The following is a 21,274-nucleotide window of genomic DNA, read 5'->3' as shown; positions in this document are numbered from 1 at the left end:
GCTCAGGACCGACGCTTTCCGCTGGTCAGGACCGGCCGGCGTGCGACGCCAGCTGGTCGATCCCGATCATCAGACCGCCGGCCAGGTCGCCGCCGCCGAACGACGCGGCCATCGACAGCCCGGCCAGCTTGGCATCCCGGTCGGAGATGCGCTTGCGGGCGTCGGAGCCGGTGACGATCTCCAGCTTTCGCTGGTCGGGTGAGACCGCGATCAACACCGAGCGCTGCGGGGTCCGGGTCTGCGCGTGCAGCCTCTCCGCCGCCTCGCGCGACGGATCCTCGAGCGGGCCGAGGTAGATGCTGAAGTTGAGGCCGGTCACCTGGTCGGCGACACGAAGGGCCTCGTCGAGGCGGAGCAGCTGACGGGTCGAGAACGGGCTGTCGACCGGCTGCTCGAGCGGGGTGACATCACCAACTGTCACTTGCGCCTCCTGTGGGACCGGGCCGGACGAGTGCGCCGGAGCTGTCCTCGATGATCAGCCCGGTGGAGTGGCCATCGCCGGCCGGTACGACCTGCTGCGGCGTGGCGGTGAACCACATGGCCGGGAAGTCGTAGGGACGACCCGGACGGTAACGGCGATCCGGCTTCGACCGGTCGGAGCCGGCGAGCACGAGAGTCGCGATCGTCCCGATGACGACGACCGGAATGATCACGAAGACCAGGACGGTAGTGATTACTGACAACTCAACGCCCCCAGGCGCCAACGATCCTGTTTATTCCGAACATCAATCACCGTAGCGGAGCGCATGTCGTCCCGGACCGTCGGGTCTCGAACCGGGGTCTCACGCCGTCGGGATCTACGCGGAATGTGCGTGGAGGTGCGAAAATCACCCTCACGCGCCGTCCGCGTGCTTTCCGTCGCGAACGGCAGGAGGGGGATCCCATGCGCCTGTTCGTCCCCGCCGTCGTCGCGGGTCTCGCGTGCGCCCTGATCGGCGCGTCCCCGGCCGCGGGTGCGGCCGTGTTCGTCGAGCTCAACCCCAGCACCGTCCGCGCCGGCGACGAGTTCGCGCTCCGTGCCTCGTGTGACGACAACCTCAAATCGGCGACGGTGCGGGGCGAGCCCATCGGCTCGGTCACCGTCGAGCCGGAGTTCGGGTTCCTGACCGCGACGGTACGAGTGCCGGCCGACACGAAACCCGGTGACTATCCCGTCGCCCTGATCTGCCCGGAGGCTCGCGGGGCCACCGGCGTCCTGCACGTGGTGGCCAGGGTGGCGCCGTCACGCGGCCCTGCGACCGGGGGTGGCGGCACCGCCCCGGGCCCGGCGGGTCCGCTTCTGATCGGTGGCGGGCTAGCCCTGGCACTGGCCGGGGTCGCGCTCGGCGCCGTGTCGATGCGCCGCCGGCGAGTCGGCTGAGGACCCGGCGTGGCGAGCGGGGACCAGAAGCCGGCCGGCGCACGCGTGCCGGACGCCGTCGCGCGCAAGCGCCCGGCCCAGATCATCACGGCGCCGCCGCCCGGGGCCATCACCGGGCCGCTGCCGCCGACCCCGGAGATCAAGGGCCGGTCGCCGTTCCGGCTGGCGCTGCCCGGGCGGATGCCGAAACCACGACCCATCCGTGGCCGCCGGGGCGGGATGATCGGGGTCGTCGCGCTGGTGCTGCTCTTCCTCGGGCTGTTCCTGTTCGGGCTGGGGATGGGCTTCGCGACCGGGTTCGACATGGGCAACCTGTTCCGGGGCGCCGACGAGCCGCCGCCCCGGGCGTTCCCGGTGCTGGAGCCGAGCCGGCCGCAACGGCTGGAGATCCCGGCGATCGGGGTGTCGGCGCCGGTCCTGGAGGTGGGGCTGGCCGACGACGGGTCGGTGGACGTGCCGCCGCTGCGACGGCACAACGAGGCCGGCTGGTTCGAGGGCGGGCCGACGCCGGGACAGTTCGGGCCGGCGCTGATCGTGGGGCACGCGGACACCCGTACCGGTCCGTCGGTGTTCCATCGTCTCGACGAGCTGAGAGCCGGTCAGGAGATCCGGGTGAGCCGGGCGGACGGGTCGGTCGCCGTCTTCAGGGTCAACTCGGTGGAGAAGTTCGACAAGAGCTCGCTGCCGGCCGAGCGGGTCTACGGTGACTACACACGGCCGTCACTGCGCCTGATGACCTGCGGTGGCAAGTGGCTGGGCGGCGAGGAGGGCTACGAGGACAACATCGTCGTCTTCGCCTCTCTGGTCGCCTCCCGCGACGTCTGAGCGGGTCAGGCCGCCTCGGCCTCGAGCGGGGCGGCGGGCAGGTCGAGCCAGTCCCTCCAGCGGGGGTCGGGGGTCCGGTGCCCGAGGACCCGCCACGCGACACCACGCGGGGCGGCAGGGGCGGCGTGCAGGCGCCAGCCCAGCTCGGCCGGGGTCTTGTCACCCTTGCTGTGGTTGCACTTGGCGCAGGCGGCGACGACGTTGTCCCAGGCGTGCAGGCCACCACGGCTGCGCGGGAAGACGTGGTCGATGGTCTCGGCCGAGCCCCGGCAGTAGGCGCAGCGGCCACCGTCTCGGGCGAAGATGGCCCGGCGGGAGAGTCCGACATGCGTGCGGTACGGCACCTTCACATACCGCGTGAGCCGGACGACGGAGGGGACGGGAACGGTGTGGTGTGCGCTGTGCAGGATGCCGTCGCCATCGGAGACGCACTCGGCCTTGGCGGTGAGCAGCAGAATGGTGGCCCGACGCACCGATACGACGCACAGCGGCTCGTAGGTGGCGTTGAGAACTAACGCGGAAGAGCCAACCGTGGGTCGTATGTCAGGCATCGCGATCACCCTTCCGGTGTCAGTTGCTGCTAACCGCTCCCATAGCCCATACGTGTGTGAGATGGGCCTCGTCGAACTAGCCCGCTGCGCCAATAGTCCCTGATGGATGACCAAATTGCGAGCAGAATCCGTAGCCGTTCGGTAAACGTCTGAGGTCTCCACCCGGCCCGACCCGGTAGCTTGACTACCCGTGTTCTTCTTAGCTCCGCCATCACCGGCTCCGTCGGACGTCTTCGTGACACCCGTCTGCACCGATGACGCTCTGTGCAAGCAGATCCTCGATCAGACCGGCATCCAATGGCTAGCCACCAGTAGCTACGTGGTCGTGATCAAGCCGCTCCGGATCCTCGCCATCATCCTCATCGCGATGCTGATCCGCTGGCTGATCCACCGCGCGATCTCCCGGCTGGCCACCAGTACGTCGCGGGCCTCCATGCCGGCACTACTGAAGCCGCTCAGGGAGAAGGTGACGGTTACCGCCGAGGAGGGGACGTTCATCCCCGAGCGGCGGCGCCAGCGGGCCGAGGCGATCGCGTCGGTGCTGCGCAGCTTCGTCAGCGCTGTGATCTTCACCATGGCCGCGCTGCTGGTGATGGGTGAGCTGGGCTTCAACCTGGCGCCACTGCTGGCCAGCGCCGGAATCGTCGGCGTGGCCCTCGGCTTCGGCGCGCAGAGCCTGGTCAAGGACCTGATCGCCGGCCTGTTCATGCTGCTGGAGGACCAGTACGGCGTGGGTGACACCGTCGACCTGGGCGAGGCGACCGGTGTGGTCGAGAGCGTCGGCCTGCGGATCACCACGGTCCGCGACGCACGGGGTGTGCTCTGGTACATCCGTAACGGCGAGATCGTCCGGGTCGGCAACAAGAGCCAGGGTTGGGCGATGGTCGTGGTGGACATCCCGATCGGCTTCGTCAACTCGGAGGAGGCGATCGGCGTGCTCAAGGTCGCGGCCGAGACCGTCGCCCACGATCCGGATCACGAGACCGGCTTCCTGGAGCCACCGGACGTGATCGGCGTCGAGCAACTGACCGTGGAAGGCGCGGTGATCCGGACGATCGCCAAGACCACCGCCGACAGCCAGATCGCCATCCAGCGTGACCTGCGCCGGGCGCTGACGGAGTCGCTGGAGACGTCGGGCCTGTCCGAGCGGATCGCGGCGTCCCGGCTCCTGCCGCGCAGCGCGGTGCCGCCGGCGTGGATGGGCGGTGGCGGCACCTCGTCACCGGAGCAGCCCGGCGGCGCGACCTAGGATGGACCGGTGAGCGCACCGACCTTCTTCGACGCCGTGGGCGGCGAGCCCACCTTCCGGCGTCTCGTCGACAAGTTCTACGAGGGTGTCGCGGAGGACCCGCTGCTCCGGCCGATGTATCCCGAGGAGGATCTCGGGCCGGCCGCCGACCGGTTCGCCCTCTTCCTCATGCAGTATTGGGGCGGCCCCACGACGTACTCCGACAATCGCGGTCATCCGCGGCTGCGGATGCGGCACGCGCCGTTCCGGGTCGACGCCGCGGCGCGTGACGCCTGGCTGAGCCACATGAGGGTGGCGGTCGACTCGCTGGGCCTGCCCGACGAGCAGCGGACCCAGCTCTGGGAGTATCTGGAGCGTGCGGCCTATTTCATGGTGAACGCGATGGATTCCGCGGAGCCTCCGGCCTGACAGTGTCGCGGCGGCCGATGGCTCGTTGATCGGATTGTCACTCACGATCCGGGGAGCCTTTCCATGCGCCGTCGTCTGCTCGCAGCCGCCGCCGTCGCCGCTGTCGTCGTTCCGGCGACGGCGGGCACATTACCGGCCGCGGCCGACACCCCTCACCCGACGGTGGTCTCGGCCGATCCGGTGGACTTCACGCCCCATGTCTTGGACGGCACGGTGTGGTCGCTGGCAGTGGTCGGCGACACCGTGGTGGCGGGCGGGGCGTTCACGAAGGTGTCGGACGCCGGCCGGAAGGTGACGCTCGCGCGCAAGAACATCTTCGCGTTCGGGCTGCACGACGGGCAGATCCGGACGTTCGCCCCGGAGGTGGACGGCGCGATCTACTCGCTGGCCGCGGGGCCGGACCACTCGGTCTACCTGGGTGGCGCGTTCAAGACCGTGAACGGCGCGGCGCAGCGTGGGCTGGCCCGCGTGTCGTTGAACGACGGCTCCCGCATCACCTCGTTCGGCGCCCGGGTCAACTGGGGCGACGTGCGGGCGCTGGTGAGCCGGGACGGCAGCCTGTACGCCGGTGGCACGTTCTCGGCGGTCAGCGGTGTACGCCGTAGCGCTCTGGTCCGGCTGAACGCGCAGACCGGCGTGGTGGATCAGGGATTCGACGCGCGGCTGGCCGGGCCGGGGCTGAAGCGCACCCGGGTCGAGCACTTCGACGTGTCACCGGACGGGCGGAAGCTGATCGCCGTCGGCGCCTTCCTGAAGTCGGGGACCGCCGACCGCAAACAGATCGCTCTGTTCGACGTCGGCGGGCCGGGCGCGATCCTGAACAGCTGGTACACCGACGCGTACATCCCGACCTGCATGCAGGGCTTCGACACCTACCTGCGGCAGGTCAAGTTCTCCCCGGACGGCTCGTACATCGTGGTGGCGGCGACCGGGCGGGCGTCGTCGGCGCAGAAGCTGTGCGACTCGGCGGCACGCTTCGAGGCCCGGACCGGCGGCAAGCAGAACCCGACGTGGGTGCAGCGGACCGGCGGGGACTCGCTGTACGCGGTGGCGATCACCGGGCCGGCCGTCTACCTGGGCGGGCACCAGCGGTGGTTCGACAACCCGTACGGCACCGACGGCAGCGGCCCCGGCCCGGGGGCGGTGTCGCGGCCCGGCATCGGCGCCGTCAACCCGAGCACGGGCAAGGCCCTGGAGTGGAATCCCACCCGTTCCCGCGGTGTCGGGGTGCGTGCCTTCCTGGTCACACCCGGCTTCCTGATCGTCGGCTCGGACACCGACGAGCTGGGTCGCGAGTTTCACGGCCGGATCGGCATGTTCCCCTTGCCGTGAGGCTCAGAGAAGTGCTCCCTCGTCGTGGAGCCAGTCCACGAAGGAGGTCGCCACGGCGGCGCCGCAGTCGAGCAGCTCGACGAGCAGCGAGTCGTGGACGCCCGCGGCGAGGGGCACCTGAAGCTCCGCGTAGATCGGGAGCTGGCCGCGCTCGGTGGCGTCGCCCACGTAGGCCTTGCAGAACCGTCGTGTGTGGTTCCACTCGTTGACGATGCGATAGGCCCGGTCCGCCCAGTCCGGCGGGACCGTCGCATGTGGTCGGGCCCGCATGACCAGGATCTCGTCTTCCGGACCCTCCAGGGTGAACAGCACGGCGTGCCGCTCCCACATGGCCAGCAGGCTGCCACCGCCGTCGGCGAGGAACCGAATGTCGAGCAGATCGAGCGCCTTGCCGACCCGGGCCAGTTGCACCGGCATCACCGGATCGGATGCGCCGGTCGTGGACAGATCGGACGGGACGCCGGAGCGGCTCGGCTCCCGCTGGGCCGGAACACCGACGCGAACGGTGCTCTGCACCGCAACCTCGCCGCCGCCGGCATCCGCCTGCTCGTTACCCGCAGCCGATCCCGGACGCCATGACCACCACGGCATCGTGTGCACCTCACTCCCCAACAGACCCATGCCGGACGTTGCAGTGGATCCGAGGGCCGACGGTACCCGCACGCTTCCTGAAGGTCATCCCCCAACGGGAGGGCGGGACCAGAAGAACGATCCACCGTCACCCTTTCGGGTGACTCACCATCGGCATAACGGTCAATTTGTGAACGCTCTGTCGCCACGCTACTCCATATGGTGCAGAAATTCCCACCCAGCCACCGGCCACGCGCACCCTCGCCTCCGCGGGATCCGCATCCCTCGGGCCGAGGAAACCCATCCGGGCGACCGCCTGCACGAGCCGTTGGGAGATCTGTACCGGCTCGCCGTCGTCCGGAGTGACCACCATCGCCACATGGTCCAGAAGGGCGTCGCGGACCGCGCGCTGGCCGACCGTACGCCCGGACATCCCGCCCGAGGCGATCTCCCGCAGGGTCCCGGCCGCCGCCGCGGCGAGCTGCGCCAGCTCGGCGCCGGAGATCGACTCGACGGCCCGGCTGGCGGGCGGGGGCAACGGCCAGCGCCACTGCGTGTCACGGCGCTCCGGCAGCGATCCGCCGCCGGCGGCCAGGACCGCGAGCAGCTCCCCGGCCGAGACGGTCGCATCGCCCGGCCCGGGACCGGCCACCTCACGCGTGACCAGAACCTCCCACGGAAGCCGGGCCCACAGAGCGGTGCGGCCGCCGGACGAACGGAGCCGCACCGGCGCGGCCGGGTCGAGCCGGGTGAGCCGCGCCAGGAACGCGCCTGCGTCGGGAACCCCGAGCAGGCCGTGCTCACTCATGACCGGTCAACATTCATCAGGACACCTCGGTGTACGGCTTGAGAAAGTCCCGCTCGGCGTCGGACAGCCGGCGCGGGTGGCCCTTGACCAGGTTGTACGGCACACAGACGGATCTCGCCCGGCTGGCCAGCACACCGTCGTCGAAGAGCTCGTAGGAGACGGTGAACGCCGCGGCACGCAGCTCGGAGACCCACATCTCGATCCGGACCGGGTCACCGAAGTCCACCGGCCGCAGATAGTCGATCTCGTGCCGGGCGATGACGATGCCCTCCTCGAAGGAGCCCAAGCCGTGCGCCTTGGCCCCGACGAAGAACATCGCCACGCGCGCCTCCTCGTAGAGGGTGAGGAAGCGCGCGTTGTTGACGTGCCCGTACGCGTCCATGTCGGACCAGCGCACGGGCACGTCGAAAACGAACCGATCGAAGTCAGTCACACAGATCAGTCACGGGTCAGCTTGCGGTAGGTCACCCGGTGCGGACGGGCGGCCTCGGCCCCGAGACGGTCGATCTTGTTCTTCTCGTACGCCTCGAAGTTACCCTCGAACCAGAACCACTTGTCCGGCTCCTCGTCGGTGCCCTCCCACGCCAGCATGTGCGTGGTGACCCGGTCGAGGAACATCCGGTCGTGGGAGATGACCACGGCGCAGCCCGGGAACTCCAGCAGAGCGTTCTCCAGGCTGGACAGGGTCTCGACGTCCAGGTCGTTCGTCGGCTCGTCGAGCAGCAGCACGTTGCCGCCGATCTTCAGCGTCAGCGCGAGGTTGAGGCGGTTGCGCTCGCCACCGGACAGCACCTTGGTCGGTTTCTGCTGGTCCGGGCCCTTGAAGCCGAAGGCCGCGACATAGGCCCGGGACGGCATCTCGACCTTGCCGACCATCATGTGGTCGAGCCCGTCGGAGACGACCTCCCACACCGTCTTGCTGCCGTCGAGGCCACCACGGTTCTGGTCGACATACGACAGCTTGACCGTCTCACCGACCCGCACCGCGCCCGCGTCCGGCTTCTCCAGCCCGACGATGGTCTTGAACAGCGTGGTCTTGCCGACGCCGTTCGGGCCGATGATGCCGACGATGCCGTTACGGGGCAGCGAGAACGACAGGTGATTGATCAACGTACGGCCGTCGAAGCCCTTGACCAGGTCGTTCGTCTCGATGACCGTGTTGCCCAGGCGCGGGCCCGGCGGGATCTGGATCTCCTCGAAGTCCAGCTTCCGCGTCTTCTCCGCCTCGGTGGCCATCTCCTCGTACCGCTCGAGGCGGGACTTGCTCTTGGTCTGGCGCGCCTTGGCGTTCGACCGCACCCACTCGAGTTCCTCGGAGAGACGCTTCTTCATCTTGGCGTCCTTGCGGCCCTCGACCGACAGACGCTGCGCCTTCTTCTCCAGGTACGTGGAGTAGTTGCCCTCGTAGCCGATCGCCCGGCCGCGGTCCAGCTCGAGGATCCAGCCGGCCACGTTGTCCAGGAAGTACCGGTCGTGGGTGATCGCCAGGACGGTGCCCGCGTACTTGGCCAGGTGCTGCTCCAGCCAGTGCACGGACTCGGCGTCCAGGTGGTTGGTGGGCTCGTCGAGCAGCAGCAGGTCGGGCGCCTGGAGCAGCAGCTTGCAGAGGGCGACGCGGCGGCGCTCACCACCGGACAGCTGGGAGACGTCAGCGTCCGGCGGGGGGCAGCGCAGCGCGTCCATCGCCAGGTCGAGCTTGGAGTCGACGTCCCACGCGTCGAGGTGGTCGAGCTGCTCCTGCAGCTTGCCCATCTCGTCCATCAGCTCGTCGCTGTAGTCGGTGGCCATCTGCTCGGCGATCGCGTTGAAGCGGTCGAGCTTGGCCTTCGTCTCGGCGACGGCTTCCTCGATGTTGCCGAGGACGGTCTTCTCCTCGTTGAGGGCCGGTTCCTGCGCGAGCATGCCGACGGTGTAACCGGGCATGAGCCGGGCCTCGCCGTTGCTGGTCTTGTCGAGCCCCGCCATGATCTTGAGCAGACTGGACTTACCGGCGCCGTTCGGGCCGACGACACCGATCTTGGCGCCTGGCAGGAAGCTCAGCGTCACATTGTCGAGGACGACCTTGTCGCCGTGCGCCTTGCGCGCCTTTTCCAGGACGTAGATGTACTGGGCCACGGTGTGCCCTACCTCCGAGATCGTGGATTGTCGGTGCCGGGATCAAAGGACAATCTTTTCACCCGCCGTGCCCGGGCCGTTCGGCAACCCCGGGCAGTTCAATCCTGCACGACGTCCTGCTCCTCGACCGTGCCGTCCTTGTGCGTGATGACGAGCCGGTCGAGGCTCACCGTGAAGGTCGCCCCGTCGTTCGCCGTGGCGGTGAACGCGCCCACCCCGTCGTACTGCACCCCGGCCAGGAACAGCGCGGTCCGGTTCTCCACCCACGGGGCCTCCGCCCCGCCCTTGTTGGCGTGGTAGTAGAGAGCGCCGCCGGCGTCCTGACAGATCCAGATGACCGCCCGGCTCTTCGTCCGTACCCGCAGCACCTGCCGCAATTCCCCGTTCGCCCCGAATTGAGAGCCCATTTCCTGGGTACGGTCCAGGCACGCCTGATACGCCGGGAGGAGTGACAGCGTGGGTGACGGTTCCGAGGACGATTCTCCGGACCCGCGCCGCTCGGAGAGCAGATAGCCACCGATCAGGCCGATGATCGCGAGCAGCGCCGTGGCGATCACCACAGGGAAGAACAAAGGCTGCCGTCGCTGGGAATGATCATCAAGCGGGGTCACCGGCACAGAATGGCACCCCGCCCCAACCCGGTCCATCACCGTCGATCGCGACGGCGAACCGGAGCCGGTGAGAGAGCGGGAGCTTACACACAGTAGGCTCATGGTGGGAACAGAAACCACTCGGAGGTGTACTCAGCGTGGCCCAACGAAGTTCCTTCGTCGTCGTCGCCAACCGTCTGCCCGTGGACGAGGTCACTACGCCGGACGGTGAGAAGCAGTGGCGGCCCAGTCCGGGCGGCCTGGTCACAGCCCTGCATCCGGTCCTGGTCGAGCATCAGGGCACCTGGATCGGATGGGCCGGTGGGTCGGGAGACGCGCCTGAGCCATTCGACCTCGAGGGCATCCACATCCACCCGGTTCCGCTCAGCGACGAGGAGCTGGAACGCTACTACGAGGGTCAATCCAACGCGACCATCTGGCCGCTCTACCACGATGCCGTGGAGACGCCGGTCTACAAGCGGCGCTGGCGTGAGACGTACCGGGTGGTCAACCACCGGTTCGCCCAGGCCGCGGCGGAGGTGGCCGCCGAGGGCGCCACCGTCTGGGTGCAGGACTACCAGTTGCAGCTCGTGCCGTCGATGCTGCGGGAGATGCGGCCGGACCTGAAGATCGGGTTCTTCCTGCACATCCCGTTCCCGCCGATCGAGCTGTTCATGCAGATGCCGTTCCGGGCCGAGATCCTGCGCGGCCTGCTCGGCGCCGACCTGGTCGGCTTCCAGCAGCGGCTCGCCGCACAGAACTTCGTCCGCCTGGCCCGGCACCTGCTCGGCCTGCGCTACGAGGGCCAGTCGATCCAGGTCGACGGGCGCAAGGTGAAAGCCGGAGCGTTCCCGATCAGCATCGACACCGCTGAGATGGAGCGGCTCGCCGCCGACCCGTCGGTGCAGGCCCGGGCCAAACAGATCCGCGCCGAGCTCGGCGACCCGAAGACGGTGATCCTCGGCGTCGACCGGCTCGACTACACCAAGGGCATCGAGCTGCGCCTCAAGGCGTTCCGCGAGCTGCTGGCCGACGGCAAGCTCAACGTCGGCGACGCGGTGATGATCCAGGTCGCCACACCCAGCCGGGAGCGGGTCGAGCACTACCAGACCCTGCGGGTGAAGGTGGAGCGCGAGGTCGGCCGGATCAACGGCGAGTTCGGCCGGGTCGGCACGCCGGCCGTGCACTACCTGCACCAGTCGGTCGACAAGCAGGAGCTCGCCGCGATGTATGCGGCGGCTGACGTGATGATGGTGACCCCGCTGCGCGACGGCATGAACCTGGTCGCCAAGGAGTACATCGCCTGCCGCGGCGACACCGGTGGGGCGCTGGTGCTCAGCGAGTTCGCCGGCGCCGCCACCGAGCTGCGCCAGTCGTTCCTCTGCAACCCGCACGACCCCGACGGGGTGAAGGACGCGCTGCTGCGCGCGGTCGGCGCCCAGCCGGCTGAGCTGAAACGGCGGATGCGGGTGATGCAGCGGCATCTGCGGACCCACGACGTCGCGCGCTGGGCGCGCTCGTTCCTCGACGAACTCGGCGTCGACGAGAGCTGAGGTCAGCGAGAGGGCGCCGGGTCGATGTCGGCCCGGCGTCCGTCGCCGATCAGCCGGCCGCCGGGGTGAACGACTCCCCCACCGTGACGACCTCGCCGATCACGACCACCGCGGGTGGTCGGATGCCCGCCGTCGCGGTCTCCTCGGCGACCGCCCCGAGAGTGCTGGTCAGCGACCGCTGGTGGGCCGTCGAGCCCTCCTGCACCACGCCGACCGGGGTGTCCGCCGAGCGGCCCTCGGCGATCAGCCGCTCCGCGATCTTCGGCAGGTTCTTCAGGCCCATCATCACCACGACGGTCCCGCGCATCCGGGCCAGCGCCGCCCAGTCGACCAGGGTGTCCGGGTGGTCCGGTGGGATGTGACCGGAGATGACGGTGAACTCGTGCGCCACCCCGCGGTGGGTGACCGGGATGCCGGCCAGCGCGGGCGCTGCGATCGAGCTGGTCACGCCGGGCACCACGAGCACCGGCACACCGGCCTGAGCGCAGGCCAGGGCCTCCTCGCCGCCACGCCCGAAGACGAAGTTGTCGCCACCCTTGAGCCGGACCACGAACTTCCCCTGCGTCGCCCGGTCCACCAGGATCCGGTTGATCTCCTCCTGGGCGGCCTGCGGGCCATACGGGATCTTGGCGGCGTCGATCAGCTCGACCTCGGGACGTAGCTCGCCGAGGAGCATGCCGGGGACCAGCCGATCGGCGACCACCACGTCGGCGGACGCGAGCAGGCGGCGGCCCTTGACCGTGATCAGCTCCGGGTCGCCGGGGCCGGCTCCGACAAGGGCCACGCCCTTGAGCTCGGGCGATGCCGGCGGGGAGGCTTCCAGCACGGTCGCCACCATGTCGCGGACCGCCATCGCCCGGCGCCGGTCGCCGCCGTCGGTGACCGCCACGGTGACCTGGCCGTGCCGGGTGACGGCCGGGGTCCAGGCGGTGGCGGCGTCGCGGTCGTCCGCCCGTACACAAAAAATCCGGTTGTGCTCTGCCGCGACGCTGACCTGGGCCGCCGCCTCCGGATCGTCGACCGCGACATGGACCACCCAGGCACCCTCGACGTCGCCGGGCTCGAAGCGCCGAGGCGTCCAGGCCGCCCGGCCCGCGTCGACGTGCCCCTGCAGGGTGGGGGTGAGCTCCGGGGAGACGATCTCGAGCCGGGCGCCCGCAGCGATCAGCGCCGGCACCCGGCGGGTGGCGACCGAGCCACCGCCGACAACCAGCACCCGACGGCCCTCCAGGCGAAGCCCCAGGGGGTAGATGCTCATTTCTCCGACACTCCCGCGCTCATCCGCCCGACACCCCGTCTCATTTCTCCGACACCCCGGCCGAGTCGAACGTCGCCACCTCGTGCAGCACCCGCACCGCGGCCTGCACGACGGGCAGGGCCAGCACCGCTCCGCTGCCCTCACCGAGGCGCATGCCGAGGTCGAGCAGCGGCTCCAGGCCGAGGTGGGCCAGCGCGACGCCGGCGCCCGGCTCGGCGGAACGGTGCCCGGCGACCATCGCGGCCACCGAGTCGGGGGCGAACGCAGCGGCGGCGACGGCTGCCGAGGCGGCGATCACGCCGTCGACGATCACCGGCACCCGGCACGCGGCGGCGCCGAGGATGAACCCGGTCAGCGCGGCGTGCTCCAGACCGCCGACCGCGGCGAGCACGCCCAGCGGATCGGCCGGGTCCGGGGAGTGCAGGTCCAGCGCGGCCGTCACCACGGTCACCTTGTGCGCCAGGGTGTCGTCGTCGATGCCGGTGCCCCGGCCGGTCACCACCCCCGCCGACGCCCCGGTGAAGGCCGCGATCAGCGCTGCCGCGGGTGTCGTGTTGGCGATGCCCATGTCACCGGTGAGCAGCGCCTTCGCTCCCTGCTCGACGAGTGTCTCGGCGACCCGCGCGCCGACCTCGACGGCGGCCAGGGTCTCCTCGCGGGTCAACGCCGGGCCCACCGTCATGTCGCGGGTGCCGCGCCGCACGTTCGCGTCCAGCAGGTTCGGTCCGCCGTGCAGCGGGATCGCCACCCCCACGTCGACCACCATGACGTCGGCGCCGGTCTGCCGGGCGAACGCGTTGACCACGGCGCCGCCGGCCACGAAGTTGGCCACCATCTGCGCGGTGACCTCCTGCGGCCACGGGCTCACCCGCTGGGCGTGCACCCCGTGGTCGCCGGCGAAGACCGCCACCGTGGCGGGCTCGGGCACCGGCGGCGGGCACACGCCGGCCAGGCCGGCCAGCCGGACCGAAAGCTCCTCCAGCGCGCCCAGTGAGCCGGCCGGCTTGGTGAGACGGGCCTGCAGCTCACGGGCGGCGGCCATCGCCTCGTCGTCGGCGGGCCGGATGGCTGCCAGGGTGGTCTCCAGCGTCACGGTCGCTCCTCGATCACTTCGCTCAGAGTCTGCACGAATCGGTCTGTGGTGGCAGTGTCGCGCACCGCAATCCGCAGCCAATCCGGGCCCAGCCCCGGAAACGTGTCGCCACGGCGCACCGCGTAGCCACGTTCTCGCAGGTCAGTGCGGATGTGGTCGGCGCCGGCAAGGCGTACCGAAACGAATGCGGACGCCGGATCTCCGGGAACCGTGACGCTCGGCACTCGCCGCAACCGTTCCACCAGGTGGGCACGCTCGGCCGCGAGGGCCGCCGCGATCTCCCGCTCGGCCGCGACCGCGACCGGTGAGGCGCAGGCGCTCGCCGCGGCGAGCGCCGGCGTGGAGACCGCCCAGAGCGGCCGCGCGGCGGCCAGCCGTCGCAGCAGATCGACCGGCCCGAGCGCGTAGCCGATCCGCAGGCCGGCCAGCCCCCACGTCTTCGTCAGGCTCCGCAGCACCACCAGGCCGGGCAGGTCCCGGCGCTCGGCCAGCGACTCCGGCTCCCCCGGCACACCGGCCCGGAAGGTGGTGTCGGCGAACGCCTCGTCGACCACCAGCACGCGGCCCGGGCGGGCCAGCTTTGCCACATCGGCCGCCGGATGCAACACCGACGTCGGGTTCGTCGGGTTGCCCACGAAGACCAGATCGGCGTCCTCCGGGACCAGGCCGGGATCGAGCCGGAAACCGTCCGCCTCGCGCAGGATCACCCGCTCGACCTCGTGCCCGGCATTGCGCAGCGCCGCTTCGGGCTCGGTGAACTGCGGATGCACCACGACCGGGCGGCGGCTGTCGCGCAGAGCCTGGGCGAGCAGCACGAACGCCTGGGCAGCACCGGCCGTGAGCAGCACTTCGGCCGGGTCCCGGCGATGCCGGGCGGCGACCGCCGCGGTCGCGCCACGCTCGTCCGGGTAGGCCGACAACGAGCTCAGCGACGCCGTGATCGGATCCGCCAGCCAGCCGGGCATGGTCTGGCGCCGCACGTTGACCGCGAGATCGATCAGGCCCGCACCCACCTCGGCGTCGCCGTGGTGATCGAGGTCGAAACTCATGGCCTCAGCATGCCGGACCGGGTGGCACGCCTGACTTCGGCCGTTCCGTCCGAACATGAGCAGCTTTGGCCATACCGTCGAAGAGTGACGAACCGACACCTCACCGTCGCCGGAAGAGTCGCCCTCCTGATCCGGGCCGGGCTCATCGCGGGCCTGGTCATCACCGGCCTGTCCTACCCGTTCGCCGCACTGGCCGGGATGGGCGTCAAAGCCGGCGCCGAGGCCCTGGAGAACATGCCCGAGCAGCTCACCGAGCTCCCTCCGGCACAGACCACCTACGTCTACGCCGGCGACGGCAAGACCCTGCTCACGATGTTCTACGAGGAGCACCGCAAGCACGTCGCCCTCAAGGACATGTCGCCCTACGTGATCAAGGCGATCGTCGCCTCCGAAGACTCCCGCTTCTACGAGCACAACGGCGTCGACGCCAAAGGCGTGGCCCGCGCGTTCGTCGCCAACCAGAAAGCCGGCGGCGTCTCCCAGGGCGCGTCCACGCTCACCATGCAGTACGTCCGGATGGCCCTGCGTGACAGCGCCCGCACCCCGCAGGAGGCGCTCGAGGCCACCGAGCAGACCGCCGCCCGCAAACTGCGCGAGATGCGACTCGCCATCGAGGTCGAACAGCGGCTCAGCAAGGAGGAGATCCTCCAGCGCTATCTCAACGCCGCCTACTACGGGCATCGCGCCTACGGCATCTTCGCCGCCTCCCAGATCTTCTTCTCCAAGGCGCCGCGCGACCTCACCCTCACCGAGGCAGCCCTGATCGCCGGACTGGTCAAGGCGCCGTCCGCCTACGACCCGGCCACCAAGAACCAGAAGGCCGCCCTCGACCGGCGCAACTACGTGATCGACCAGATGCTGAAGAACAACGCGATCACCTACGAGCAGGCCGCCTCGGCCAAGAAGTCCAAGATCAAACTGAAGTTGAGCACGCCGCCGAACGGCTGCGTCTCGGTCGCCGCCAAACACAACGACTGGGGCTTCTTCTGCGACTACTTCACCAACTGGTGGCGCGAGCAGCCGGCCTTCGGCCGAACCCCGCTGGAACGCGAGGAGAACCTGCGCCGCGGCGGCTACCGGGTGATCACCTCCATCGACCCCCAGATCCAGCGGTACGCCATGCAGCACGTCCTGGAGAAGGAGAGGCGAAGCAGCGCCATCGCCCACGGACAGGTCGTCGTGCAGCCCGGCACCGGGCGGGTGCTCAGCATGGCCGTCAACCGCACCTACTCCCTCGACCAGGAGAAGAACGGCCGGCACAGCGACTGGCGGCAGGACGACGACGTCAAAGGCAACTACCCCAACACCGTCAACCCGCTGCTCGGCGGCGGCGACATGGCCGGATACCAGGCCGGATCCACGTTCAAGATCTTCACGCTGCTGGCCGCCCTCGAAGAAGGCCTGCCGCTGTCCACCTCCTTCTACTCCCCGCAACGGTTCGTCTCCCGCTACATCACCGCGCCCGGGCCCGCCACCTGCGGCATCTACTGGTGTCCCAAGAACGCCGGCGAGTCCATGACCGGCACCCAGAACATGTGGACCGGCTTCGGCAAATCGGTCAACACCTACTTCGTGCAGCTCGAACAGCGGGTCGGCGCGGAGAAGGCGGTCCGCATGGCCGAGCGCCTCGGACTGCGGTGGCGCACCGACATCGACCGGAAGCTCGCCACCAAGGAACACGCCTCCGGCTGGGGCGCCTTCACCCTCGGAGTCAGTGACGCCACCCCCGTCGAGATGGCCAACGTCTTCGCCACCCTCGCCGCCGAAGGCAAGCACTGCGAGCCGCTGCCCGTCCTCAGCATCCGCAACCCCGACGGGTCCCACGCCCTCTACCAGGACCGGCTCATCGCCGAACCCCGGTGCCACCAGGAGATCAAGGTCAACGTCGCCCGAGCCGCCACCGACGCGGCCCGCTGCGTCACCGGATACGGCTCGGCACGCGGAGGCTGCGGCGGCTGGGGCACGTCGTCGATGGTCTACGGCACCATCGGACGGCCCATCGCCGGCAAGAGCGGCACCACCGACGGCAACAAGACCGCCTGGTTCAACGGATACACCCCGCAACTGGCGGCGTCGGCCTTCGTCGCCGACCCCGACAACCCGGAGCATCTGGTCGGGGCCGGGCGCTCGACCATGTCGAAGTACACGGTCGCCCAGACACTGCGGGACGCCCTCAAAGGCAAACCGAGAGAAGATTTCAAACCCCCCTCCGACAAGTACGTCTGGTAGCCGTCACCTGCTCCGGCCAGGCGGCGCTCCCACCCAGCCGCCGAACCGCACTCACACCAGCCACCGGACCGCGTCCGCACCCAGCCACCGAACCGCACTCACACCAGCCGCCGAACCGCGCTTGCACCCCAGCCACCGAACCGCGCTCGCACCAGCCGCTGGACCGTGCCGGCCGCCGGCTGCATCGCGTGACCCCGCACCCACTGGCCAACGCGCGCAGCGCACGCCATCAGCACATGCCGACGGACCGACGAACCGGATCACCGGATCACCGGATCACCGGATCACCGGATCACCGGATCACCGGATCACCGGATCACCGGATCACCGGATCACCGGATCACCGGATCACCGGTTACGGCGAGGCCGCGAAGGGTGGACCGCACAAGGGATCCGGCACGGGGTGGAAGGCAGGCGTCAATCGCCAGGCTGCGGCGTTAGTGCCGGGTGCTACGTCAGCCGCCGGTTCCGGCGTGGGTCGGGGTGGGGCGGCGGCGGGGTGGTCGCCAGGCTGGGTCTCGACCGGCCAGGCCGACTGCCCTGAGCAGGAGGTCCTCCTCGGTATCGACCGGGAACCGGGGCCGAACAGGCCGGGAGTGCCATCGGCCGGACCCTGCCCTAGAAACTCGACCAACACCTCGAGAGCACGCGGATCGGCCGCATAATCCTGCTCGGTGGCACGGGCCAGATCCCACCCATGCATGATCAACTCGTTCATCGCGACGGCGCCCATCGCGGTGGCCGGCAGGGTGACGCCGCCGGCCAGCGCCGTGCCCGTCCAGGCGGCCGGATCCCGCCAGGCGATGCTCAGGTCGGCCAGGAGCACCGGCAAGCGGCTGCGCCAGTGTGGCGACAGGTGCGCGGCCGAAGGCTGTGGTGGTGGGCCGTCGGAGCCCGGCACGCCGGCGCGCTTGCGGGCGGCCATCGTGAAGGCGACGGACAGGCCCATCAGATGATCGAGCAGGGCCGCGACCGTCCACTCCGGGCACGGGGTCGGCGCGGCGAGATCACGGTCGTCCACGCCCAGCAGCAACGCTCTGATCTGACGAACCGGCGGGTCGAAATCCAGCGGCACACGGTCTGCCACGATCTCCTCCTTCGGTTGTCGTAGCCCCACGGTACGAGGGGGTACGACAATTTCGGAGGTGGCGAATCGACCTTTCGCACGCTGGGCGGCTTCCGGCGACCGATCTGGTCAGGTGTGCACGGAAAGGTCCGCCGTGTGACCGTCGGGACCTCCCTGCGACCCCGGGCCGGGATGTTGTCCCGCTCCCGATGACCGGCCCGAACCCTGCCCACCGGGCTGACCGTGACCGGACTGACCGTGACCGGGCTGGCTGCCCTCACCAGGAAGCCCCTGACCCGGTTGCCCGCTCCCGCCGGGCTGACCCAGGCCGGCCGGGTGCCCATGGTTGCCGTGGACATGGCCACCCGGCTGCCCGAGAAAGTCGGATTGACCGTGGTTGCCGGGCTGGCCGTGGAGATCCGACGGGTTATGGAAGTCGGACGGGCCAGGGAAGTCGGACGGGCCACGGAGGTCGGACGGACCAGGGAAGTCGGACGGGCCGTAGAAGTCGGGCGGGCCGTGGAGATCCGACCGAACCGCGAAGTCGTGCTGGCCCTGATTACCCGGATGCCCGTGCAGATCTGACAAGCCGTGACCACTCGGCGAACCGTCGAAGTCCGACCGCCCACGGCCCCCCGGGAGATCAGACGAACCCTGACCACCCGGCGAACCGTCGAAGTCCGACCGCCCACGGCCCCCGGCCGCCCCGGGAGATCAGACGAACCCTGGCCACTCGGCGAACCGTCGAAGTCCGACCGGCCGTGGAGGTCGGAAGGGCCCTGGCTGCCGGGCTGGCCGTGGAACTCCTGCCGGGGTGGATAGTCCGCCGGGCCGTGACCACCCGGATGCCCGCGGAAGTCCTGCGGACCGTGGAAGTCGGTCCGGCCGGGATGGTCGGACTGCCGGAAGTCGTCCTGGCCCGGGTGGCCCGCCGGCCCGTGGAAGTCGGATTGACTGTGGAAGTCGGACTGACGGTGGAAATCAGGCTGGCTGCGGTTGCCGGACTGGGCATGGTAGTCGGGCAGGGGCGGCAGCACCTGGCCCGTGAGCGGCGGCTGGCTGTCGGATGACGAGTGGCCCTGATAGCCCGGCAACGGCGGCAGCACCTGGCCGGACAGCGGCGCCTGACCACCGGGACCCTGCTGGCCGGACATCCCGCCACCCGGACCGGCGGACATGCCCTGCTGCATCGGCTGGCCGGGCGGGGCGTACCCCGAGTTGGCCGTGGCGGACGCCGGGATACCCGAACCCGGACCGCCCGAGCCCGGACCGCCCGCACCCGGAATGTCCGAACCCCGACCGCCCGCACCCGGGATGCCGGAGCCCGGAATCGGCTGGCCTGACAGCATGGAACCCGGTTCGTGACGCATGCCGGACGGCGGGCCGAGAGGAACGCCGGGAGAGCCGAGCCCGGATGGCATGCCCTGGCCGACGGGAACGCCCTGCGGTGGCATCGCCGGATTGCCGACGGGCGGAGCAGACGGCACTCCCGGAGGGCCACCAGGCATGCCGGACGGCCTCGAACCCGGCTGACCAGGGCCGCCCGGCGACCCGGCTGGACCGTGCGACCCCGCAGACCCAGGCGAACCGGCTGGACCGTGCGACCCCGCAGACCCAGGCGAACCGGCTGGACCGTGCGACCCCGCAGAGCCGGGCGAACCCGGCGAGCCGACGGGACTGTGCGAGCCAGTCGGGCTGTGGGAACCGGCCGGACTGTGTGGACCGGCGGAGTTGTGGGAACCGGGCTGGCTCTGCGAACCGGGTGGGCCGGCGTTGGCGGCGGCGACCAGGCGACGGGCGATCTCGGGGGCGGCGGCCCAGTGCAGGCCCAACTGGGAGGCGTGCACCTGGCGCCAGACGAAGCCCTCCGGGTTGCCGCCCGACCAGGTCCAGGCCGGGGTGGCTCCGGCGCGCGGTGTGACGACCGCCCGGTGCTGCTTGTAGCCGGTGATGCGGGCGCCGGCCGGGGCCAGCACCGACGTGCCGGGGGCGGTGGCCTCGCGGTAACCGGCGACGGTCTGCTCGGCGGTGGTCGCGGTGGCGTCGAGCACACCGCACATGGGCCGGCCGTCCAGCTCGTGACCGAGCCACGGCAGGGCGACGCCCTCGGCGATCACCGGCCAGCCGTCCCTGGCGAACTGGGCGACGGCCGCGCAGAGCCTGCGGTTGGCGGAGAGCTCTTCGGCGTACCCCTCGGGGAGGCCCGCGCCCACCACCAACCCGCGCGTGCCCGGCGGTAGTGCCTCGTCGCGCAGCGGGTCGACCACCGCGACGTCCGCACCCGCGGCGGTGAGCAACTCGGCCGTCTCCACATAGGTGTAGGGGGCGCCCTGGCCCCCGGCCAGGGCGATCACCGGCCGGTGATCGAACTGTGCCTCCCCGGCCGCCTCGGACGGGGTCCAGATCGGGCCGGGGATCGGCGGCGCGGACGAGGCCAGCGCCACCAGGCGCTCGATGTCGAGGGAACCGGCGACCGCCTCACCGAGGCGGCGCACCGCACGGCCGGCCTCGACGGACCGGTGCGCCACCGGGACCAGGCCGTGGGTGCGGGCCGGCAGAGCGTTGGGAAGGTCACCGCGGTGCAGGGCGCCGAGCACCGGCATGCCGATGTCGTCCATGGCGCTGCGCAGCATCTGCTCGTGCCGGTCGGAGGCGACCCGGTTGAGGATCACACCGCCGAGGTGCACCATCTCGTCGAACATCCGGAAGCCGTGCACCAGCGCGGCCAGCGAGTGGCCCATCGCGGCGACGTCGACGACCAGGACGACCGGCGCGCGCAGGGCCGCCGCGACCGAGGCGGTGCCGTCGATCTCCGGCTGGCCGGTGAGGCTGTCGAACAGGCCCATCGCGCCCTCGATGACGGCGACCTGGGCGCCGGAGGCCCCGTGCGCGAAAAGGGGCGCGACACGCTGGGCGCCGACCAGGCGAGGGTCGAGGTTACGGCCGGGCCTGCCGGCGGCGAGACCGAGGTACGCCGCGTCGGTGTGATCCGGGCCGACCTTGAAACCCGCCGTCGGGACACCCCGGCCGCTGAGGGCAGCGAGCAGTCCCACGGCGATGGCCGTCTTGCCGTGACCCGATGACGGCGCGCTCACGACCAGACGAGGCTGGGCGGTGATCAATGTCTCCCCCGAGGTTTCCGCAGGCGGCCGCCACGTGTTCTATCGACTGCCGGATGTCGCAGACTACCTGGCCACGACAGGAGCCAGCGCTGCGCC

At 70.5% G+C, this 21,274-nt stretch carries 20 protein-coding genes; 7 read left to right on the top strand and 13 right to left on the bottom strand.

The window, feature by feature from the left end; all coding sequences use genetic code 11:
• Positions 1-25: 25 nt before the first annotated feature.
• Both ACQPZW_RS05670 and ctaJ read right to left on the bottom strand, forming a co-directional pair.
• Positions 26-421, bottom strand: a complete 396-nt coding sequence (locus tag ACQPZW_RS05670) for a DUF5130 family protein (protein WP_433793773.1) — start codon at positions 419-421, stop codon at positions 26-28.
• Entirely contained in the window at positions 408-683 is a 276-nt protein-coding gene (gene ctaJ / locus ACQPZW_RS05665; protein WP_433793772.1) for an aa3-type cytochrome oxidase subunit CtaJ, read from the bottom strand. Before ctaJ ends, ACQPZW_RS05670 begins: the two co-directional genes overlap by 14 nt.
• Positions 684-883: 200 nt before the next feature.
• Here ctaJ and ACQPZW_RS05660 point away from each other — a divergent pair, with 200 nt between their 5' ends.
• Both ACQPZW_RS05660 and ACQPZW_RS05655 read left to right on the top strand, forming a co-directional pair.
• Positions 884-1,360, top strand: a complete 477-nt coding sequence (locus tag ACQPZW_RS05660; RefSeq protein ID WP_433793771.1) for a hypothetical protein — start codon at positions 884-886, stop codon at positions 1,358-1,360.
• Positions 1,361-1,369: 9 nt separating this feature from the next.
• Positions 1,370-2,185: a class F sortase gene (locus ACQPZW_RS05655; protein WP_433793770.1), complete on the top strand. Its 816-nt coding sequence runs from the start codon at positions 1,370-1,372 to the stop codon at positions 2,183-2,185.
• Positions 2,186-2,190: 5 nt separating this feature from the next.
• On the opposite strand, the gene ACQPZW_RS05650 is transcribed toward ACQPZW_RS05655, so the two are convergent.
• Positions 2,191-2,736 carry an HNH endonuclease gene (locus ACQPZW_RS05650; RefSeq protein WP_433793769.1) on the bottom strand — a complete coding sequence of 182 codons (546 nt, stop codon included), beginning with the start codon at positions 2,734-2,736 and terminating at the stop codon, positions 2,191-2,193.
• A gap of 190 nt (positions 2,737-2,926) precedes the next feature.
• Here ACQPZW_RS05650 and ACQPZW_RS05645 point away from each other — a divergent pair, with 190 nt between their 5' ends.
• The 3 genes from ACQPZW_RS05645 to ACQPZW_RS05635 all read left to right on the top strand — a co-directional run bounded on the left by ACQPZW_RS05645 (position 2,927) and on the right by ACQPZW_RS05635 (position 5,725).
• Entirely contained in the window at positions 2,927-3,985 is a 1,059-nt protein-coding gene (locus tag ACQPZW_RS05645) for a mechanosensitive ion channel family protein (RefSeq protein WP_433793768.1), read from the top strand.
• A 9-nt stretch (positions 3,986-3,994) separates the two neighbouring features.
• On the top strand, positions 3,995-4,393 hold the full coding sequence (locus ACQPZW_RS05640) for a globin (protein WP_433793767.1): 399 nt from the start codon (positions 3,995-3,997) through the stop codon (positions 4,391-4,393).
• Positions 4,394-4,594: 201 nt separating this feature from the next.
• Positions 4,595-5,725 (top strand): delta-60 repeat domain-containing protein, encoded by a 1,131-nt coding sequence (locus ACQPZW_RS05635; protein ID WP_433793766.1) that lies wholly within the window; start codon positions 4,595-4,597, stop codon positions 5,723-5,725.
• A gap of 3 nt (positions 5,726-5,728) precedes the next feature.
• Here the strand turns inward: ACQPZW_RS05635 and ACQPZW_RS05630 are convergent, their stop codons facing one another.
• From ACQPZW_RS05630 to ACQPZW_RS05610, 5 genes are all read right to left on the bottom strand, one after another.
• Positions 5,729-6,316, bottom strand: coding sequence for a YbjN domain-containing protein (locus ACQPZW_RS05630; RefSeq protein WP_433793765.1), 588 nt, complete (start codon positions 6,314-6,316; stop codon positions 5,729-5,731).
• A gap of 127 nt (positions 6,317-6,443) precedes the next feature.
• Positions 6,444-7,103, bottom strand: coding sequence for a hypothetical protein (locus tag ACQPZW_RS05625; RefSeq protein WP_433793764.1), 660 nt, complete (start codon positions 7,101-7,103; stop codon positions 6,444-6,446).
• 16 nt (positions 7,104-7,119) lie between these two features.
• Positions 7,120-7,485: an acyl-CoA thioesterase gene (locus ACQPZW_RS05620; protein WP_433797437.1), complete on the bottom strand. Its 366-nt coding sequence runs from the start codon at positions 7,483-7,485 to the stop codon at positions 7,120-7,122.
• 56 nt (positions 7,486-7,541) lie between these two features.
• Positions 7,542-9,218 carry an energy-dependent translational throttle protein EttA gene (gene ettA, locus ACQPZW_RS05615; protein WP_433793763.1) on the bottom strand — a complete coding sequence of 559 codons (1,677 nt, stop codon included), beginning with the start codon at positions 9,216-9,218 and terminating at the stop codon, positions 7,542-7,544.
• Between the two features lie 98 nt (positions 9,219-9,316).
• Positions 9,317-9,778 (bottom strand): hypothetical protein, encoded by a 462-nt coding sequence (locus tag ACQPZW_RS05610; RefSeq protein WP_433793762.1) that lies wholly within the window; start codon positions 9,776-9,778, stop codon positions 9,317-9,319.
• A 188-nt stretch (positions 9,779-9,966) separates the two neighbouring features.
• Here ACQPZW_RS05610 and ACQPZW_RS05605 point away from each other — a divergent pair, with 188 nt between their 5' ends.
• Positions 9,967-11,361 (top strand): alpha,alpha-trehalose-phosphate synthase (UDP-forming), encoded by a 1,395-nt coding sequence (locus tag ACQPZW_RS05605; RefSeq protein ID WP_433793761.1) that lies wholly within the window; start codon positions 9,967-9,969, stop codon positions 11,359-11,361.
• A 49-nt stretch (positions 11,362-11,410) separates the two neighbouring features.
• Here the strand turns inward: ACQPZW_RS05605 and cobA are convergent, their stop codons facing one another.
• Genes cobA through cobC form a run of 3 tightly spaced genes read right to left on the bottom strand, consistent with a single transcriptional unit; the run spans position 11,411 to position 14,761 of the window.
• Positions 11,411-12,619 (bottom strand): uroporphyrinogen-III C-methyltransferase, encoded by a 1,209-nt coding sequence (cobA, locus tag ACQPZW_RS05600; RefSeq protein WP_433793760.1) that lies wholly within the window; start codon positions 12,617-12,619, stop codon positions 11,411-11,413.
• 40 nt (positions 12,620-12,659) lie between these two features.
• A complete protein-coding gene (cobT, locus tag ACQPZW_RS05595) occupies positions 12,660-13,661 on the bottom strand; it encodes a nicotinate-nucleotide--dimethylbenzimidazole phosphoribosyltransferase (protein WP_433797436.1) in 1,002 nt (333 codons plus the stop codon).
• Between the two features lie 47 nt (positions 13,662-13,708).
• A complete protein-coding gene (gene cobC / locus ACQPZW_RS05590) occupies positions 13,709-14,761 on the bottom strand; it encodes an Rv2231c family pyridoxal phosphate-dependent protein CobC (RefSeq protein WP_433793759.1) in 1,053 nt (350 codons plus the stop codon).
• An 84-nt stretch (positions 14,762-14,845) separates the two neighbouring features.
• Here cobC and ACQPZW_RS05585 point away from each other — a divergent pair, with 84 nt between their 5' ends.
• Complete coding sequence (locus ACQPZW_RS05585) at positions 14,846-16,990, top strand: transglycosylase domain-containing protein (RefSeq protein ID WP_433793758.1); 2,145 nt, start codon at positions 14,846-14,848, stop codon at positions 16,988-16,990.
• Positions 16,991-17,345: 355 nt separating this feature from the next.
• Here the strand turns inward: ACQPZW_RS05585 and ACQPZW_RS05580 are convergent, their stop codons facing one another.
• Positions 17,346-18,011, bottom strand: coding sequence for a TIGR03086 family metal-binding protein (locus ACQPZW_RS05580; protein WP_433793757.1), 666 nt, complete (start codon positions 18,009-18,011; stop codon positions 17,346-17,348).
• Complete coding sequence (locus tag ACQPZW_RS05575) at positions 17,939-21,151, bottom strand: cobyrinate a,c-diamide synthase (protein ID WP_433793756.1); 3,213 nt, start codon at positions 21,149-21,151, stop codon at positions 17,939-17,941. The genes ACQPZW_RS05580 and ACQPZW_RS05575 overlap by 73 nt, the downstream gene beginning before the upstream one ends.
• Between the last annotated feature and the right edge of the window lie 123 nt (positions 21,152-21,274).

Source organism: Actinoplanes sp. CA-252034, assembly GCF_050956125.1.
Lineage (GTDB): Bacteria > Actinomycetota > Actinomycetes > Mycobacteriales > Micromonosporaceae > Actinoplanes.
This window is presented reverse-complemented; position numbering and strand designations above follow the sequence as displayed.

What these genes read in the sequence shown, in the direction of transcription:
- cobT (WP_433797436.1), bottom strand. Translation starts at nt 13,661, where the DNA reads ATGGCCGCCGCCCGTGAGCTGCAGGCCCGTCTCACCAAGCCGGCCGGC.
- cobA (WP_433793760.1), bottom strand. Translation starts at nt 12,619, where the DNA reads ATGAGCATCTACCCCCTGGGGCTTCGCCTGGAGGGCCGTCGGGTGCTG.
- cobC (WP_433793759.1), bottom strand. Translation starts at nt 14,761, where the DNA reads ATGAGTTTCGACCTCGATCACCACGGCGACGCCGAGGTGGGTGCGGGC.
- ACQPZW_RS05650 (WP_433793769.1), bottom strand. Translation starts at nt 2,736, where the DNA reads ATGCCTGACATACGACCCACGGTTGGCTCTTCCGCGTTAGTTCTCAAC.
- ACQPZW_RS05630 (WP_433793765.1), bottom strand. Translation starts at nt 6,316, where the DNA reads ATGCCGTGGTGGTCATGGCGTCCGGGATCGGCTGCGGGTAACGAGCAG.
- ACQPZW_RS05625 (WP_433793764.1), bottom strand. Translation starts at nt 7,103, where the DNA reads ATGAGTGAGCACGGCCTGCTCGGGGTTCCCGACGCAGGCGCGTTCCTG.
- ACQPZW_RS05660 (WP_433793771.1), top strand. Translation starts at nt 884, where the DNA reads ATGCGCCTGTTCGTCCCCGCCGTCGTCGCGGGTCTCGCGTGCGCCCTG.
- ACQPZW_RS05620 (WP_433797437.1), bottom strand. Translation starts at nt 7,485, where the DNA reads ATGGACGCGTACGGGCACGTCAACAACGCGCGCTTCCTCACCCTCTAC.